We start from the raw sequence: 16,479 nt of genomic DNA on the forward strand, positions 1-16,479 counted from the left end.
CATGATGAAGGAACTAAAGAAGCTAATCTTGGATGATTTTGACTGTGCCAAACTTAGTGACTATGACACTAACCGTTCTTTTGTCTCCTCCTATGATTTATCTCTAAGTAAGGATTACGTAAAACATGGTAATCATAGTTTGCAAATTAACTTTAACTTCGGAGGCTGGGTTACAGGGAATGGAGCCATGTATATTAAGTTTAAGAAGGAATTACTGACAGAGCAGAGACCTAAAAAGATAGCTATGTGGGTACATAGTGATGGGAAAACACCATGGCTCCGAGCAACTATTATAGATGGGGACAATGAGCGAAAAGTAGTAAACCTAACAGACGGTAACATTAGCTGGAGAGGTTGGAAGTACTTAGACGCAGAGATAGAGCAAAACTGGAAGCTTCCATTAAGGTTGGAGCAAATATATGCGGTAGAAACAAATATGATTTACCAAAAAGACTCCAGTATTAATGGAAAGTTCTATTTAGATCAAATTCTTTTTGTGTATGTGGATGATCAGGATCTTTCTGGACCCGTATTTAGTGACATATTACCTGAAAAAGAAAAGGTCTATTCAAATTCGTTTGTTTTTTCTGCCGTAGTGAGTGATTTTATGTCAGGAGTAGACCTGAATTCTATTATAATGAAGGTAAACAATGAATTAGTTATTCATTCCATTCAAAAGAACAAGATTTCTTATCTTTTACAAGATCTTCCTGAAGGGAACTATACTATAAGTGTTCATGCAAAGGATCTGGCAGGTAATTGGTCAGTACCACATCTAGAGAAAACTTATAGAGTAGATTTAAGTCAAGATCTTGAAAAACCTATATTATCAAATGTAACGCCAACCAATTCAGCCGTGGTGTACACAGCCACACCCCGGATAAATTTTCGACTGTTAGATGATCAAAGTGGGATTGAAGGAAAAGAAATTATCATCACTATTAACAATAGACAGCAACAAGTTATATATGATGAAGAAACTGGCTGGGGTTACGCAATTGCTAACGTTAGATTAGAAGATGGGAACCATCATTTCTCAATTTATGCAAGGGATCGAGCTGGGAATGAAATGGACCTCTTTCAGCAAGAGTTTTTTATCCAAACTCTCAATTCACCAAAGGTTGAAGACTGCTATTCAATAGCAATTATTCCCGATACACATTCACTTGAATACGGGAAGGCTGCGCTAGGACATTCTATGGAAGTCTCCTCGGACTTTGTGATACATATGGGTGACTTTGTAGATCAAGGAACAGAAGAGGAATACATACTTTTTAAAGAGTTTCTGCTGGCTAACGCAAAGAAGCCGATATTGACTCTAGCAGGCAATCATGAGGCGTTTCAAGGCAATTTAAAACTATATCGGAACTTCATGGGTTCCCCAGCCTATCATTTCAATTATGGGAATGTACTATTTATTATATTAAACAGTGCGATAGAGCAAAGTATTACACAATCTGATTCGTCCCAGTTTACTTATTTAAAGGAAGTTTTAGCATCTAACAATGAAAAGCGAATTGTCATTCTTACACATGTTCCAACTAAGGATCGATTTGGAACTGCCCATGAAATGGATAGGAAAGATACAAAGAAATTAGAAGAAATTCTAATTGAATATAAGAGACAAGTGCCCTCAAGTGACATTGTAGTTTTGTTTGGACATTTACATACGCTTGATCAGTGGGAGTATGGAGGAGTTCGTTTTATTATTACAGGTAATTCTGCGCCAAAAGGATATGTAAGTAAAAACCAAGGAAATACAATCGGTTATGGGTTGCTTCATATTAGAGCGGAAGGTTTATGTTATGAATACAAACCATATTCTTGAAGTCCTTCATCAGTAAGAAAGATGCTGTAGTGCCTTAGCTAAAAAGCCATATTTTATAAAGAAATGAGTTGATTATTATGTCATCTGCCAACGGTGGACTAGTTATGCTAAACGAAATGGTGAACACATTGCCGCCCTCTGAAAGAAAAATTGCAAAGTACATATTAAATCATCCTCAAGAGGCAATTTCTTTAACGGCAATCGAATTAGGTAAAAGAAGCTCTACAAGTGGAGCCGCAGTCATTAGGCTATGTAAATCATTAGACTTAAAAGGTTTACAAGACCTAAAGCTACGTATTGCAGGAGATTTGCAAAAGACGACAGAGCACGGGTTTAGAGATATTGAGCCCAATGAACCTATTTTATCCATTATTGACAAGATGACAAATAATAGTATCAAAACGATACGTGAAACTGCAGAAATGTTAAATACAGAAGAACTAGAAAAGGCTATTCAACTTCTTAAAGTTGCAAATACAGTGCATTTTGTTGGAGTAGGAGCCTCTAATATAATTGCGCAAGATGCCCAACAAAAGTTTTTGCGGATTAACAAGAATGCTTATGCCTTTCCAGATATTCATTTGGCGATGACCTTAGTAGCAACAGCGGAGGAAGGAGACGTTGTAGTAGCTGTTTCATTTTCTGGAGAAACAGCAGAAGTAGCTAAAGTATTGGAGCTAGCTAAACAAAAAGGCATTTCTATTATTAGTATAACCAAATATGGAAACTCAGTTATTTCTAAGATAGCGGATATAAAGCTTTATACGTCAGCAACAAGAGAGTCAACATTTCGTAGTGGCGCTACTTCCTCTCGAATTGGACAGCTTCAGGTGGTGGATATTCTATTTATGGGAGTTGCATCTCTACAATACGAGGAAACTGTTAAGTATCTTGATGCCACACGAGATGCGGTCAATTTTCTGTCGAAGGATTCCAAAAAATAATTTATTACATAGCTAACTCTCCTAGGAGTTGGCTTGTTTATTGTCAAAAAGGGGTGGAGACAAAATGTATGTAATAGGAATTGATGGTGGAGGAACGAAAACAACCGGAATTATTGCTACATATAAGGGGGAAGTAGTAGCAAAAGCAACAGTTGGTGGAACCAATATAAATAGCACAGGAAAGAAAGCTGTCCAAGCAGAATTAGTAAAGCTTGTAACTAATTTAAAAGAATCTGCACCAGATGATTTCAAACAGGTAAAACGAGTATTTGCTGGCATGGCAGGAGCAGGCAATACCTCCAATCAAGAAGCCTTGAAAATAATGCTCCTTTCCCTCTTTCCATCAGGAGTAAATATTACTATAGATCATGATGCTATTACAGCACTGTACTCCGGAACTATAGGTAGACCTGGAATAGTACAAATTGCAGGGACAGGAGCAATTACATATGGTGTTAACCAAATATTCGAAAGAGCGCGTGTAGGAGGCTGGGGCCACCTATTTGGGGATCAGGGAAGCGGCTATGCAATTGGTAGAGATGCTTTAGAGGAAGCATTTAAAGCAAGAGATGGTATTACTAAACCAACGCTCTTGTGCGAACTCCTTACGAAGCATTTTGGCAAAGATGAATTACCAGATATTATTCCAAATATTTATCAGTCTGAAAACCCTAAAAAGCTAATATCTTCGTTAACCATGTTAGTTATGGAGGCAGTACAGCAAGATGACATAACAGCCAAAAAGATTATACAAAAAAATGGAGCAGAGCTTGGTATAGCAATTTCTACAGTTGTAAGTCAATTATTCACTCAAGGAGACAAGGCCATTTCAGTTGTTTTAGTAGGAGGCTTGTTTAGTAGATATGACATTTTGAAGGAATCCATTGGGCAAACCATTAAAGAAAAAGGTGTCAGGGTGGAAATGATTTTCCCTAAAATATTGCCGGCTGGTGGAGCTGTGGTCGCTGCTCTCTTAGAAGAAAAAGTGGACATCGATGAGTTTTTTTTAGAAACATTTAATAGAACAAACTAAGTAGAAGAGGTGAAATAATGAAACTTATAGCGTGGCATGTGGAAAGGCTAGATGAACTGGTGAATTTATGGAATATAGAGCTAGGTAGTGAGTTTCCTATGCGTAAGGAGCTATTTGAACAAAATAGTTTTCATGATGAAAATGTCTGTCATGAGGCTTCGCGAATTGCTGTCGATGAGCAGGATAGAGTAATCGGATTTATTGTAGGCAAAAGGTGGCAGGAAGAATTGTCAGTCCCGATGAAAGACAAAACGGGATGGATACAAGTAATTCTTGTTCATCATGAATACCGTAACCAGGGGGTCGGATCTGCTCTATTGAGACATGCAGAGGAAGCTCTACACACAGCTGGTATGCATGAGATATTGTTAGGTAAAGATCCGTGGCATTATTTCCCTGGTGTACCTTCTCAAAGTAAGGAGACTTGGTTTGAAAAGAGGGGATATCAAGCATTCGGAAAGGAGTACGACATGCTTTGTAGGTATGAGGATGAGGACACAAAAGTATTGCCTTCCTTCGACAACGTAGAATTCTCTCTATTAAATCTTGAGGATAGAGAGCATTTCCTTGCATTTCTTCATCGTTGTTTCCCAGGTAGATGGGAGTACGAGGCTCTTCATTATTTCCAAAGAGGAGGTACTGGTCGAGAGTTTATCGTTCTCAAAAAAGAAAACAAAATTATTGGTTTTTCAAGAATAAATGATGCTTCTTCACCTATGATTGCACAAAACGTTTATTGGGCTCCTCTATTTAACCGAGAATTAGGAGGAATCGGTCCATTAGGAGTTGATTCTAGGGAACGAGGCAGTGGATATGGCATTGCGATTGTTGAGGCTGCTATAGCTTTTCTACGAAGCAGAAATATTAAAAATATTGTCATAGATTGGACTGGGCTTGTCGATTTTTATCGTAAATTAGATTATGAGGTATGGAAAGGATATACCTCATATCGAAAGCTGCTTTAATATGTTTTGATGGGCACATAAATCTCATATGGGGAGAGAGGCAATTGGAAGGACAAACAAGCTATGTAGTAGGTCTTATGTCGGGAACATCCTTGGATGGAGTAGATGCAGCACTCGTTAAAATATCGGATGCTCAGGACTATTTACAAATAGATCTAGTGAATTATTTGTCTGTCCCATACTCTAGAGAGCTAAAAGAACAGCTTGGAGAGCTTTGTATACCTGAACTGGCTAGGATAGAGAACATTAGTGCAATGAATATGTATTTAGCAGAAGTTTTTTCTGAAGTTACCTTAACTGTTATTCAACAGGCAGGATTAACGCCCAGTGATATATTACTTGTAAGTTCACATGGCCAAACGATCTTCCATCAACCTGATCCTATTAAAATTGAAGGAACGGATATAATATCTACCTTACAAATAGGTGATATAGCAGTCTTGGCCGAGCGTACGGGAATAACTGCAGTTGGGGATTTTAGAACACGTGATATGGCTGTAGGAGGAAGTGGTGCTCCATTGGTACCATACGCAGACCACATGCTTTATGCAAAAGAAAATTATGGAAGAGTCCTCGTTAATATTGGAGGCATATCTAATATAACCGTCTTATCTAAGGGTGCTATAGCAGCAAATGTTATCGCGTATGATACTGGTCCTGGAAATATGATTATTGATGCTTTCGTGTCATGGGCAACTGCAGGTAGGGAATCCTTTGACCGAGATGGAGATATTGCACGTAGGGGTATGGTGGATGAAAGGTGGCTAGATAAGCTACTTGATCACCCTTATTTCGAACAGAATTACCCTAAAAGTACGGGTAGAGAGATGTTCGGAGTGGGTTTTGCTAGGAAACTTTGGCAGGAAGCGGAGAGTTTATATATTAATCAAGTAGATAGAATAGCTACTGTCACCGCGTTAACTGCAAAAACTATAGCTAAAGAAATCTTAACTCATGGAAAAACTGCATATGTAAAAGAAGTTTTAATCAGCGGTGGAGGAAGAAATAATCAAACACTATTTAATAGTATTCAAGAATATCTTCCAAAGGATATCTCTGTAGTTGGAATTGAAGAGTATGGAATGGTTGCCGATGCTAAAGAAGCTGTCATTTTTGCTCTGTTGGGTTACCAATGCTTTAAGAAAAGAACGAACAATCTTCCATCTGCAACTGGTGCTTCAAAAGAAGTTGTGATGGGAAAAATTGCATGGTGAAAAAAGAAAAGAAGCTTTTTTCACGAAATTAGCGAATGATTTTTTCTTTGTTTATAGTTGACATACCTATCCGATTTAAAGGATTATAAAGTATGAAGGAAATAAGATAACCTTTCTTTTTTCGAAAGGTAATCGGACGAACATACTTGTATATCAATAATGTTGAAAGTCTAGTCAATTATGCTATAATATACAGGTTGTCAATATAATTAGTGAAAAACTGTCCTGTTAAGTTTCAAACTTTTAATATACAGGCTACTAAATTATTGTAATTTATTTATTGGAGGTAGAATAAATGTCAGTTAAATGGGAAAAACAAGAAGGAAATAATGGTCTTTTAACAGTTGAAGTTGCTGCTGATGTAGTAAACAACGGTTTAGATCAAGCTTTCAAAAAAGTGGTAAAGCAAATTAATGCACCTGGTTTCCGTAAAGGGAAAATGCCACGTCAAATTTTCGAAAAAATGTACGGAGTTGAATCTTTATTCCAAGATGCATTAGATTTCATTCTTCCACATGCATATGCTTCAGCAGTTGAAGAAGCTGGTATTGACCCAGTTGATCGTCCAGAAATCGACATCGTATCAATGGAAAAAGGTCAACCTTTAGTATTCACTGCTAATGTAGTAGTAAAACCAGAGGTAACACTTGGTGAATACAAAGGACTTGAAGTAACTAAAGTAGATGAAACAGTTACAGACGAAGAAATTGAAGAGCAATTAAAAGCTCAACAAGCTCGTTTAGCTGAATTAGTAGTAAAAGAAGATGCAATCGTTGAAGGCGATACTGCTGTAATCGACTTTGAAGGATTTGTAGACGGAGAAGCGTTTGAAGGTGGAGCTGGTCAAGACTACCCATTAGAAATCGGTTCTAACTCTTTCATCCCTGGCTTTGAAGGTCAACTTGTAGGAGTTAAATCTGGCGATTCAAAAGATGTAGAAGTTACATTCCCAGAAGAGTACCATGCAGCTGAATTAGCAGGGAAAGCAGCAACTTTCAAAGTTACAGTTAAAGAAGTAAAAGGAAAAGAACTTCCTGAGCTTAATGACGACCTAGCTAAAGAAATTGATGCTGAAGTAGAAGGCATTGATGCTTTACGTGCTAAACTTAAAGAAACTACTGCTGAAGAGAAAAAACAAATGTCAGCACAAAACCTACGTGATGATTTAGTAGAAGCTGCTGCAGCAAACGCTACTATCGATATCCCAGAAGCAATGATTGAAACAGAAACTGATCGTATGCTACAAGAATTTGGTCAACGTTTAGAGCAACAAGGCATGAATTTAGATCTTTACTTCCAGTTCTCTGGTCAAGACGAGGCTGCTTTACGCGGACAAATGGCAGAAGATGCTAAAAATCGTGTGAAAGTATCATTAACTCTTGAAGCAATTGCTGAGAAAGAGAATCTTCAAGCGTCTGAAGAAGATATCAACGCTGAATTAGAAAAAATGAGTGCACAATTCAATATGTCAGCTGACGATATTAAACGTGCACTTGGTGGTACAGAAGTTCTTGCAAATGACCTTCGCTTCCAAAAAACTGTGGAATTCTTAGTAGAAAACGCTAAAATTTCATAATTACACATAACGCGTTATAATATATAACAAGGTACAGCATCTGTCTGTGCCTTGTTTTATACATACATATTTTTAAAGGTATGGCGCTGTTACCGTTGTTTGTTTGTTACCCAATGTTATGTGGTATAGTAGTTTAAATTGCATATTGTTCTGCAAGAAATTCAGAGGCTCTTTTTGTAATGGTGCTTTTGTATATACCTAAGTGTTGCAATAAGACGTAACAGCGTCTGATGTAAAAAAAACTTGACCAAACTTATTATTTGATTCCGAACAAAGAATCTTGTAAGATAATGGCTTGAATAGGGGTGAATATTTTGTTCAAATTCAATGATGAAAAAGGGAACTTAAAATGTTCTTTTTGTGGCAAGCCACAGGAACAAGTTCGTAAACTTGTTGCGGGGCCTGGTGTCTACATTTGTGATGAGTGTATTGATTTATGTTCTGAAATAGTAGAAGAAGAACTTGGCACAGAGGAAGAAGTAGAGTTCAAAGAAGTTCCAAAACCAAAAGAAATTTTAGCTATTTTAGATGAATATGTAATTGGCCAAGAGCGAGCAAAAAAATCACTTGCAGTAGCTGTTTATAACCATTACAAACGTATTAACTCTAATAGCGTAATTGATGAAGTAGAATTATCTAAATCAAATATAGTTTTAATCGGACCAACTGGTAGCGGTAAAACATTACTTGCTCAAACTTTAGCTAGAATTCTCAACGTTCCATTTGCTATTGCAGATGCTACTTCTTTAACAGAAGCTGGATACGTAGGGGAAGATGTAGAGAATATCCTTTTAAAGCTTATTCAATCAGCAGACTATGATATTGAAAGAGCAGAAAAAGGCATTATTTATATAGATGAAATAGATAAAGTTGCACGTAAATCTGAAAACCCTTCTATCACTAGAGACGTTTCAGGTGAAGGGGTACAACAAGCCCTTCTTAAAATACTTGAGGGTACTGTAGCTAGTGTTCCACCACAAGGTGGACGTAAGCATCCTCATCAAGAATTTATTCAAATTGATACAACGAACATCTTGTTTATCGTTGGAGGAGCATTCGATGGAATCGAACAGATTATTAAACGCCGTTTAGGTGAAAAAGTAATTGGTTTCGGTGCAGATCCTAACAAAGTTCAAGAAGATGCAAAATCTGTGTTATCTCAGTTAATTCCAGAGGACTTATTGAAATTTGGTCTAATCCCTGAATTCATCGGTCGTTTACCTGTATTAGCAAGTCTAGAGCAGTTGGATGATAAAGCGTTAGTGCAAATCCTTACAGAGCCTAAGAACGCACTAGTTAAGCAATATCAAAAAATGATTGAGTTGGATAATGTGAAGTTAACATTTGAAGATGAAGCTTTAGTGGAAATTGCGAAGGAAGCTATTGAGCGTAAAACTGGTGCTCGTGGATTACGTTCTATCATTGAAAATACAATGCTAGATGTAATGTATGAATTACCATCACGAGAAGATATCGTAGAATGTGTGATTACTAAAGAAACAATTACAGAGCACGCACGTCCTAAACTTTTATTAGAAGATGGTTCTGAACTAAAAGATTTAGATAACGAAAAAACATCGGCTTAATAGCCATTGAAAAAGCTGGCTTCCAAACTACGTGCATAGGCGCGAGCAAGGATGTCAGCTATTTCTCTTTATAAGATGAAAACTACCTCTTTTTATCATGAGGTTTACTGTATTATTAGGATACATAAAGGATACAATATGATGGAGGTGAATTCCAAAGTGGCAGAAAAAACATATTACCCAGTTTTACCCCTTCGTGGTTTATTTATATTTCCTACTATGGTTTTACATATAGATATAGGGCGCGAGCGTTCAATTGATGCTTTAAATACAGCAATGAAACGCGAAGAAAAACTCTTTATTTCCGCACAAAGGGATTTGGGTGTAGAACATCCTAGCCAAGAGGATATATATCCTGTAGGGATTCTTGCGCATATAAAACAGGTTGTGAAGTTACCGAACGGAACGATGAGGGTATTAGTTGAGGGACTTCAGCGTGCAATTTGGGATGAATATAAAGTTACAAACAAAATGGATGAAGTAACCGTGTCAGCGTATATCGAGCCAAAAAAAGCTGATCAAGAAGATCAAGCGTTAATGCGTACTTTATTACATAATTTCGAAAAGTATACTAAGGCTTCCAAGCAAGTGTCAGAAGAAACTTACCGTTCTGTTGCAGATATTGAAGAACCAGGTAGATTAGCTGATATGATTGCGGCAGCTTTACCGCTCAAAATATCTGGCAAACAAGAGATTCTAGAAATCATGGATGTTAAAGAACGCATGGAAACCTTAATCGTGCAGCTTTATAATGAACAAGAAATTTTGAATCTTGAGAAAAAAATAAATAATCGTGTTAAAAATGCTATGGAAAGAACGCAAAAAGAGTTTTATCTTCGTGAGCAAATGAAGGCCATTCAAACCGAGCTCGGAGATAAAGAAGGTAAGACAGGTGAGGTTGCTGAATTAAAAAGGCGCATCCAAGAAGCTGGTTTACCGGAAACGACCAAAAAAAATGTGTTAAAAGAGTTGGATCGTTATGAGAAGCTTCCAACGCAAGCTCCAGAAAGTGGAGTCATTCGCAATTATATTGAGTGGATTGTTTCTATCCCTTGGTCTAAGTCTACTGAGGACCAATTAGATATTAAACGTTCTGAAGAAATTTTAGATCGTGATCATGATGGACTTGAAACAGTAAAAGAGCGTGTCTTAGAATATTTGGCTGTTCGCCAATTGACTAAATCGCTCAGAGGACCAATCCTTTGCTTGGCTGGACCTCCAGGAGTAGGGAAAACCTCTCTAGCCAAATCTATCGCTGAATCACTAGGACGTAAATTCGTACGAATCTCCCTTGGAGGAGTAAGAGATGAATCTGAAATTCGTGGACACCGCAGAACATATGTAGGTTCCATGCCAGGAAGAATTATTCAAGGGATGAAGAAGGCAGGAACGATTAATCCGCTAATTTTGCTAGATGAAATCGATAAAATGTCTAATGACTTCCGCGGAGATCCTGCAGCAGCCATGCTAGAGGTACTAGACCCTGAACAGAATAATTCCTTTAGTGATCACTATATTGAGGAAACATATGATCTTTCGAATGTACTTTTCATTGCTACTGCTAATGACTTAAGTACAATTCCTGGTCCCTTAAGAGATCGTATGGAAATTATCTCTATTGCTGGTTATACAGAAATAGAAAAGCTTTCTATTGCCAAAAATCACTTGCTGCCAAAGCAGCTTAAAGAACATGGCTTAAAGAAAACGCAGCTACTAGTTAAAGATGATGCCCTAATAGATGTTTTACGTTATTATACTCGTGAAGCTGGAGTCAGAAGCTTAGAGAGAGTACTGGCAAATATTTGTCGTAAGGCTGCTCTTCAAATCGTATCTGGAGACAAAAAACGTGTCACTGTGTCTGCAAAGAATTTGGAAGACATGATTGGTAAACGCAAGTTTCGTTATGGACAAGCTGAGTCGGAAAATCAAGTAGGCGTAGCAACAGGTCTTGCCTATACAACGGTAGGGGGAGATACACTCCAAATAGAGGTGTCTTTATCTGCCGGATCTGGTAAATTACAGCTTACTGGTAAGCTTGGTGATGTTATGAAGGAGTCTGCTCAAACTGCTTTGTCCTATGTACGATCGAAAGCCAATGATTTTGGAATTGATCCAACCTTCCATGAAAACAAGGATATCCATATTCATGTTCCGGAAGGTGCTGTTCCTAAGGATGGCCCATCAGCAGGTATTACTATTGTTACCGCGCTTGTTTCAGCATTATCTAAACGCCCAATTCTTCGGGAAGTTGGTATGACTGGTGAAGTAACTTTAAGAGGACGTGTGCTACCTATTGGTGGTTTAAAAGAAAAGACATTAAGTGCACATCGCGCAGGTCTAACGACAATTATTTGTCCAAAAGACAATGAGCGTGATATTGAAGATATACCAGAAAGTGTTCGCGAAGTATTGACGTTCCATTTTGTTTCCGATGCTGAAGAGGTGCTTCAACTGGCATTAGAGGAGGCAAAATAAATGAAAATTCATAACGTTGAACTATTAATAAGTGCTGTTAGACCAGCTCAGTATCCAGAGGGAGATTTACCGGAATTTGCTCTTGCTGGGCGCTCCAATGTAGGGAAGTCTTCCTTTATCAATAAAATGATTGGTCGTAAGAGTATGGCTCGTATTTCCTCTAAGCCAGGGAAAACACAAACGTTAAACTTTTACAAACTGGAAGAGGATTTATTGTTTGTCGATGTACCTGGCTATGGCTATGCAAAAGTATCAAAGTCAGAACGCGCAGCGTGGGGTAAAATGATTGAAACTTATTTTACCTCCCGTGAGGTTCTGAAGGCTGTCTTATTAATTGTTGATTTAAGGCATCCCCCAACAACGGATGATTGTATGATGTATGACTTTTTAAAGCATTACAATATACCTTGTATTGTTATAGCTACAAAAGCTGATAAGATTCCTAAAGGTAAATGGGATAAGCATAAGAAGATTGTCAAAGAAGAGCTGCAAATGGACAAAAATGATCCTCTAGTAATCTTCTCTTCTGAAACAGGTTTAGGCTTCGATGCAGCTTGGGCAGAAATCGAAAGCAGAATGTAATATTTTACTATCTTCCATCAGAAAGAGCTAATAAAAACGGTGGAAGTTAATGTTACAGTTTTAAGATTAAAAAAGGTTGATTAGGGAATACCATCCTTAGTTAATCTTTTTTTATGTGAATAGTTAATCTTTAATAATTTTGGACAGAATGTTTGTATTGAGTAATACTTTTTGTTATTATTAATTTATAATAATTCTAATTAAGATTTCATAGCTTGTTCACAAATGACAAATTATCTACTTGTGAACCTATGCTATAATAGGACTTATGAAATGAACGTGAAAGGGTGACATGACTCCATGCATACACTCGTGGTAGGTGTCAATTATCGTACTGCCCCAGTTGAGATTCGTGAAAAGCTTTCTTTTATCGAGGCTGAGCTTCCGAATGCGATGCAGGCATTACAGGAACAGAAGAGTATTTTAGAAAACGTCATTGTATCTACATGTAACCGTACAGAAATATACGCAACTGTAGATCAATTGCATACAGGAAGATACTATGTAAAACAATTTCTAGCGAATTGGTTCGATATCCCAATGGAGAACCTTTCTAGATATTTATTTATTCATGAAGACAATGAAGCGAATAATCACTTATTCCGTGTTACTGCTGGTATTGACTCCATGGTGCTTGGAGAGACTCAAATTCTTGGACAAGTGAAGAAAAGCTTTTTAAGCGGGCAAGAAAATGGGACAACGGGTACAATATTTAACCAATTATTTAAACAAGCTGTGACGTTTGCAAAGCGCGCTCATGCTGAGACATCTATTGGGGAAAATGCAGTATCAGTTTCTTATGCAGCAGTTGAACTAGGGAAAAAAATATTTGGTTCTTTAAACCACAAGCATGTAGTAATCCTAGGAGCAGGAAAAATGGGCGAGCTAGCTATCCAAAACCTTCACGGCAGCGGTGCTGAAAAAGTAACGGTTATTAACCGTACTTATGAAAAAGCGAAGGAGCTTGCTTCAAAATTTGAAGGCAATGCTAAACCTATGGATGAGCTTCAATGTGCATTACTTGAGGCTGATATTCTAATCAGCTCTACTGGTGCAACTGAATATGTAATTGACTATGAGCTAATGCAATTCGTAGACAGATTACGTAAAGGCAAGCCTTTGTTCATGGTCGATATTGCTGTGCCACGTGACTTAGATCCACAAATAGGTGATTTACCAAACGTGTTCTTATATGACATCGATGATTTACAAGGAATTGTCGAAGCGAACCTTGCTGAGCGTGAACGTGCAGCTGCCCAAATCAATAAAATGATTGAGACCGAAATCGAGCAATTTAATGAGTGGGTAACTACTCTTGGGGTTGTACCGATTATCTCCGCACTACGCCAAAAAGCGAATAGAATTCAAGTAGAGACAATGAGTTCTATTGAAAACAAAATGCCTAACCTTACGGATCGCGAGCGCAAGATATTAAATAAACATACGAAATCGATTGTTAACCAACTTTTGAAAGAGCCGATTCTACAAGCAAAAGAACTTTCTACATCTAAGAATCCTGCTGAACAGCTCCAATTGTTCCAACAAATCTTTGGAATTGAAGAAGATGTAAAGAAGGAAGTAGAAATTCAAGCAGAAAAAGCTAAAATTAATTTAAAACAATCGCTATTGAATCAAGAATTAAAAGAGAACTTATCGTTCAATTAATCTACAGGAGGTGTTTTTGTATCTTTATCGAAACTAGAGAGATATAAAAGCACCTTTTTTATTGTATAAAGGGAGAAATGATATGGCTGATTTGACGATGACACGGCTTCACGAGATTATGGTCGTCCTCCAATCCGTTAGCCTTGTTTTCTATTTCATCGATTACCTCAACAAAGATCGGCAAGTTCATCGCTTGGCGGTAGGACTATTATCCATCGTCTGGCTACTACAAACGGTGTTTTTAGTCATGTATATGATAGAGATGAAGCGATTTCCTATTCTATCGCTATTTGAGGGTATATATTTCTATGCATGGCTCATCATATTGCTTTCTTTGATCATGCAGCTGGTCTTTAAGTCAGATTTACCAGGATTCTTTTTAAATATTATTGGATTTATATTTATGACCATCCATACATTTGCCCCAAGCCAATTGGAGCAATCGCCTGTGGGTGATGCCCTACGTTCAGAGTTATTGTTTATTCATATTACTTTTGCATTTTTAGCTTATGCTGCATTTGCTCTTTCGTTTGTTTTTTCTGTACTATATTTGATATTGTATAGAGTATTGAAACAGAAAAAATGGACAAAGCAATTCACTAGATTGCCATCTCTGCAGCATACGGAAACTGGAATGACGACGTCAATCATTACAGGAATCCCTTTATTGTTTGTAAGTCTCGTTCTTGGGTTACAATGGGCTTATATATCTTTAAATGAGTTTTCAATATTTGATTTTAAGATTGTTAATTCCTTTATTCTATTAGTTATATATATTGTCGTTTTATTAATAAGAAGGCGCGCAAGGTTTAAAGGGACGAACTATGCGTGGATTCACGTATATGCATTTTTATTTGTTTTAATAAATTTCTTACTAGGTAGTCGATTATCACAATTCCACTTATGGTATTAAGAAAGGTAGCGAGTCAATGCGTAAAATTATTGTAGGTTCAAGAAGAAGTAAGTTAGCTTTAACACAAACAAACTGGTTCATCCAACAAATGAAGGATATGGGGGCTCCATTTGAGTTTGAAGTGAAAGAGATTGTCACTAAAGGTGACCAAATTTTAGATGTAACGCTTTCCAAGGTTGGAGGAAAAGGATTATTTGTTAAAGAAATTGAACAAGCATTATATGACAAGGAAATTGATTTTGCTGTACATAGCATGAAGGATATGCCATCAGTCTTGCCTCCAGGATTAGTAATGGGGTGTACACCAAAACGTGTAGACGAACGTGATGCTTTCATCTCCACGGGTCATGTTAAATTTAACGACCTACCAGAAGGAGCAGTTGTTGGGACAAGTAGCTTACGTAGAAGCGCTCAGCTTCTATTACTACGTCCAGATATCGAGATTAAATGGATACGAGGTAATGTGGATACTAGATTGCAAAAGCTTCAAGACGGAGAATATGATGCGATTATTTTAGCTGCAGCAGGACTTAAGCGACTTGGCTGGAGCGATGAAGTAGTAACCGAATATATTTCTGTAGAAGATTGCGTCCCAGCAGTAGGACAAGGGTCATTAGCGATTGAATGTCGTGAGGATGATTTAGAATTATTAACTGAGCTTCAAAAGCTATCAGATAAAGAGACTTGGGATGCTGTTCATGCAGAGCGTGCTTTCTTAGCTGCCATGGATGGAGGTTGTCAGGTGCCGATTGCCGGACATGCTATCATTAAAGGCGATGAAATAACATTTACAGGACTTGTAGCTGCACCAGATGCTTCTGTTGTATATAAAGAAGTAGTGTCCGGAACAAACCCAGAGTCAGTAGGCAAAGAAGCAGCACGTATTATAACGGAACAGGGAGCTTATGATTTAATCCAGAAGGTTAAGGCTGATTTAAATGTCTGAAAGTTCACCTCTACAAAATGAACATGTCATTTTTACAGGGGTGAATAGATCAGAAGAGGCAGCAGCACTAACTGCTAGTTTAGGAGGGGTACCAATTCTAGCCCCGTTTATAGCCACTAAGGAGATTATACAGACCGATGACAAAGATAAACTCTTAAACAGTAATGCTTTTAAATGGTTTATATTTACTAGTCAGGCAAGTGTCGCGGCCTTTCATCAAAAAATACTTAGAAACAATTTAGAGATTGAATATTTTCAAGTGAAAATAGCTGCTGTTGGATCTAGGACCGCATCAGCACTAGAGCAATTGGGTTTCTCGATTGACTTTATGCCGAGCGTCTTTAGTGCCGATGTATTTATTCGAGAGTTTCCTCAGGTTGCAGCACCAGAGGAGTCCTGCTTGTTCTTTCGAGGTAATCTTGCAAAGAAAACAATCGTAGATGGTTTGGTCAATCCAGTTGACGAATGGACAGTCTATGAGACAGTCACGTTGGAAGATAACGTAGAAAAGGTTAAGGAAATGCTCAATAGTGGGAAAAACTGTTCAGTTGTATTCACTAGTCCTTCTACGGTCAATGCTTTCCATCAAACGATAGGCAAGGATCTAGGCTATCATGGTTTTACGGTATGTGCTATTGGCCATGTAACGAAGAATCATTTAAAATCATTAGGTATTACTGCACAAGTAATGCCAAGAACCTATACTTTAACAGAGGTAGTTTACGCGCTAGCTCAATGGAAGGGATGAATGA

At 37.7% G+C, this 16,479-nt stretch carries 13 protein-coding genes; all 13 read left to right on the forward strand.

The genetic code is table 11. The features are described 5' to 3' along the window. The first annotated feature begins 4 nt into the window (after positions 1 to 4). The 13 genes from H9650_RS06190 to H9650_RS06250 all read left to right on the forward strand — a co-directional run bounded on the left by H9650_RS06190 (position 5) and on the right by H9650_RS06250 (position 16,475). The gene (locus tag H9650_RS06190) at positions 5 to 1,828 is read left to right on the forward strand and encodes a metallophosphoesterase family protein (protein ID WP_191696811.1); all 1,824 of its coding nucleotides are present in this window, start codon (positions 5 to 7) and stop codon (positions 1,826 to 1,828) included. 77 nt (positions 1,829 to 1,905) lie between these two features. Further along, positions 1,906 to 2,772 carry a MurR/RpiR family transcriptional regulator gene (locus tag H9650_RS06195; protein ID WP_222123055.1) on the forward strand — a complete coding sequence of 289 codons (867 nt, stop codon included), beginning with the start codon at positions 1,906 to 1,908 and terminating at the stop codon, positions 2,770 to 2,772. A gap of 64 nt (positions 2,773 to 2,836) precedes the next feature. Continuing rightward, the gene (locus H9650_RS06200) at positions 2,837 to 3,805 is read left to right on the forward strand and encodes an N-acetylglucosamine kinase (protein WP_151109278.1); all 969 of its coding nucleotides are present in this window, start codon (positions 2,837 to 2,839) and stop codon (positions 3,803 to 3,805) included. A gap of 17 nt (positions 3,806 to 3,822) precedes the next feature. Continuing rightward, complete coding sequence (locus tag H9650_RS06205) at positions 3,823 to 4,770, forward strand: GNAT family N-acetyltransferase (RefSeq protein ID WP_191696812.1); 948 nt, start codon at positions 3,823 to 3,825, stop codon at positions 4,768 to 4,770. 44 nt (positions 4,771 to 4,814) lie between these two features. Then, positions 4,815 to 5,984, forward strand: a complete 1,170-nt coding sequence (locus tag H9650_RS06210; RefSeq protein ID WP_225215945.1) for an anhydro-N-acetylmuramic acid kinase — start codon at positions 4,815 to 4,817, stop codon at positions 5,982 to 5,984. A gap of 295 nt (positions 5,985 to 6,279) precedes the next feature. After that, positions 6,280 to 7,560: a trigger factor gene (gene tig / locus H9650_RS06215; RefSeq protein WP_144535649.1), complete on the forward strand. Its 1,281-nt coding sequence runs from the start codon at positions 6,280 to 6,282 to the stop codon at positions 7,558 to 7,560. A 314-nt stretch (positions 7,561 to 7,874) separates the two neighbouring features. Then, positions 7,875 to 9,146, forward strand: a complete 1,272-nt coding sequence (clpX, locus tag H9650_RS06220) for an ATP-dependent protease ATP-binding subunit ClpX (protein WP_144535651.1) — start codon at positions 7,875 to 7,877, stop codon at positions 9,144 to 9,146. Positions 9,147 to 9,287: 141 nt separating this feature from the next. Next, on the forward strand, positions 9,288 to 11,621 hold the full coding sequence (lon, locus tag H9650_RS06225; protein ID WP_151113628.1) for an endopeptidase La: 2,334 nt from the start codon (positions 9,288 to 9,290) through the stop codon (positions 11,619 to 11,621). Then, positions 11,622 to 12,203 carry a ribosome biogenesis GTP-binding protein YihA/YsxC gene (yihA, locus tag H9650_RS06230; protein WP_144535655.1) on the forward strand — a complete coding sequence of 194 codons (582 nt, stop codon included), beginning with the start codon at positions 11,622 to 11,624 and terminating at the stop codon, positions 12,201 to 12,203. A 300-nt stretch (positions 12,204 to 12,503) separates the two neighbouring features. Next, the gene (hemA, locus tag H9650_RS06235; RefSeq protein ID WP_191696813.1) at positions 12,504 to 13,868 is read left to right on the forward strand and encodes a glutamyl-tRNA reductase; all 1,365 of its coding nucleotides are present in this window, start codon (positions 12,504 to 12,506) and stop codon (positions 13,866 to 13,868) included. 82 nt (positions 13,869 to 13,950) lie between these two features. Further along, on the forward strand, positions 13,951 to 14,781 hold the full coding sequence (gene ccsA / locus H9650_RS06240) for a cytochrome c biogenesis protein CcsA (RefSeq protein ID WP_144535659.1): 831 nt from the start codon (positions 13,951 to 13,953) through the stop codon (positions 14,779 to 14,781). A gap of 16 nt (positions 14,782 to 14,797) precedes the next feature. Next, positions 14,798 to 15,727 carry a hydroxymethylbilane synthase gene (hemC, locus tag H9650_RS06245; RefSeq protein WP_191696814.1) on the forward strand — a complete coding sequence of 310 codons (930 nt, stop codon included), beginning with the start codon at positions 14,798 to 14,800 and terminating at the stop codon, positions 15,725 to 15,727. Continuing rightward, complete coding sequence (locus H9650_RS06250) at positions 15,720 to 16,475, forward strand: uroporphyrinogen-III synthase (RefSeq protein WP_191696815.1); 756 nt, start codon at positions 15,720 to 15,722, stop codon at positions 16,473 to 16,475. The genes hemC and H9650_RS06250 overlap by 8 nt, the downstream gene beginning before the upstream one ends. Positions 16,476 to 16,479: the final 4 nt, after the last annotated feature.

The sequence above is a fragment of the Psychrobacillus faecigallinarum genome (assembly GCF_014836595.1).
GTDB classification, from domain to species: Bacteria; Bacillota; Bacilli; order Bacillales_A; family Planococcaceae; genus Psychrobacillus; species Psychrobacillus faecigallinarum.

Bases quoted from the DNA above. Each gene is read 5' to 3' on its own strand.
- H9650_RS06190 (WP_191696811.1), top strand. From the start codon at position 5: ATGAAGGAACTAAAGAAGCTAATCTTGGATGATTTTGACTGTGCCAAA.
- H9650_RS06195 (WP_222123055.1), top strand. From the start codon at position 1,906: ATGTCATCTGCCAACGGTGGACTAGTTATGCTAAACGAAATGGTGAAC.
- H9650_RS06200 (WP_151109278.1), top strand. From the start codon at position 2,837: ATGTATGTAATAGGAATTGATGGTGGAGGAACGAAAACAACCGGAATT.
- H9650_RS06205 (WP_191696812.1), top strand. From the start codon at position 3,823: ATGAAACTTATAGCGTGGCATGTGGAAAGGCTAGATGAACTGGTGAAT.
- tig (WP_144535649.1), top strand. From the start codon at position 6,280: ATGTCAGTTAAATGGGAAAAACAAGAAGGAAATAATGGTCTTTTAACA.
- lon (WP_151113628.1), top strand. From the start codon at position 9,288: ATGGAGGTGAATTCCAAAGTGGCAGAAAAAACATATTACCCAGTTTTA.
- yihA (WP_144535655.1), top strand. From the start codon at position 11,622: ATGAAAATTCATAACGTTGAACTATTAATAAGTGCTGTTAGACCAGCT.
- hemA (WP_191696813.1), top strand. From the start codon at position 12,504: ATGCATACACTCGTGGTAGGTGTCAATTATCGTACTGCCCCAGTTGAG.
- ccsA (WP_144535659.1), top strand. From the start codon at position 13,951: ATGGCTGATTTGACGATGACACGGCTTCACGAGATTATGGTCGTCCTC.
- hemC (WP_191696814.1), top strand. From the start codon at position 14,798: ATGCGTAAAATTATTGTAGGTTCAAGAAGAAGTAAGTTAGCTTTAACA.
- H9650_RS06250 (WP_191696815.1), top strand. From the start codon at position 15,720: ATGTCTGAAAGTTCACCTCTACAAAATGAACATGTCATTTTTACAGGG.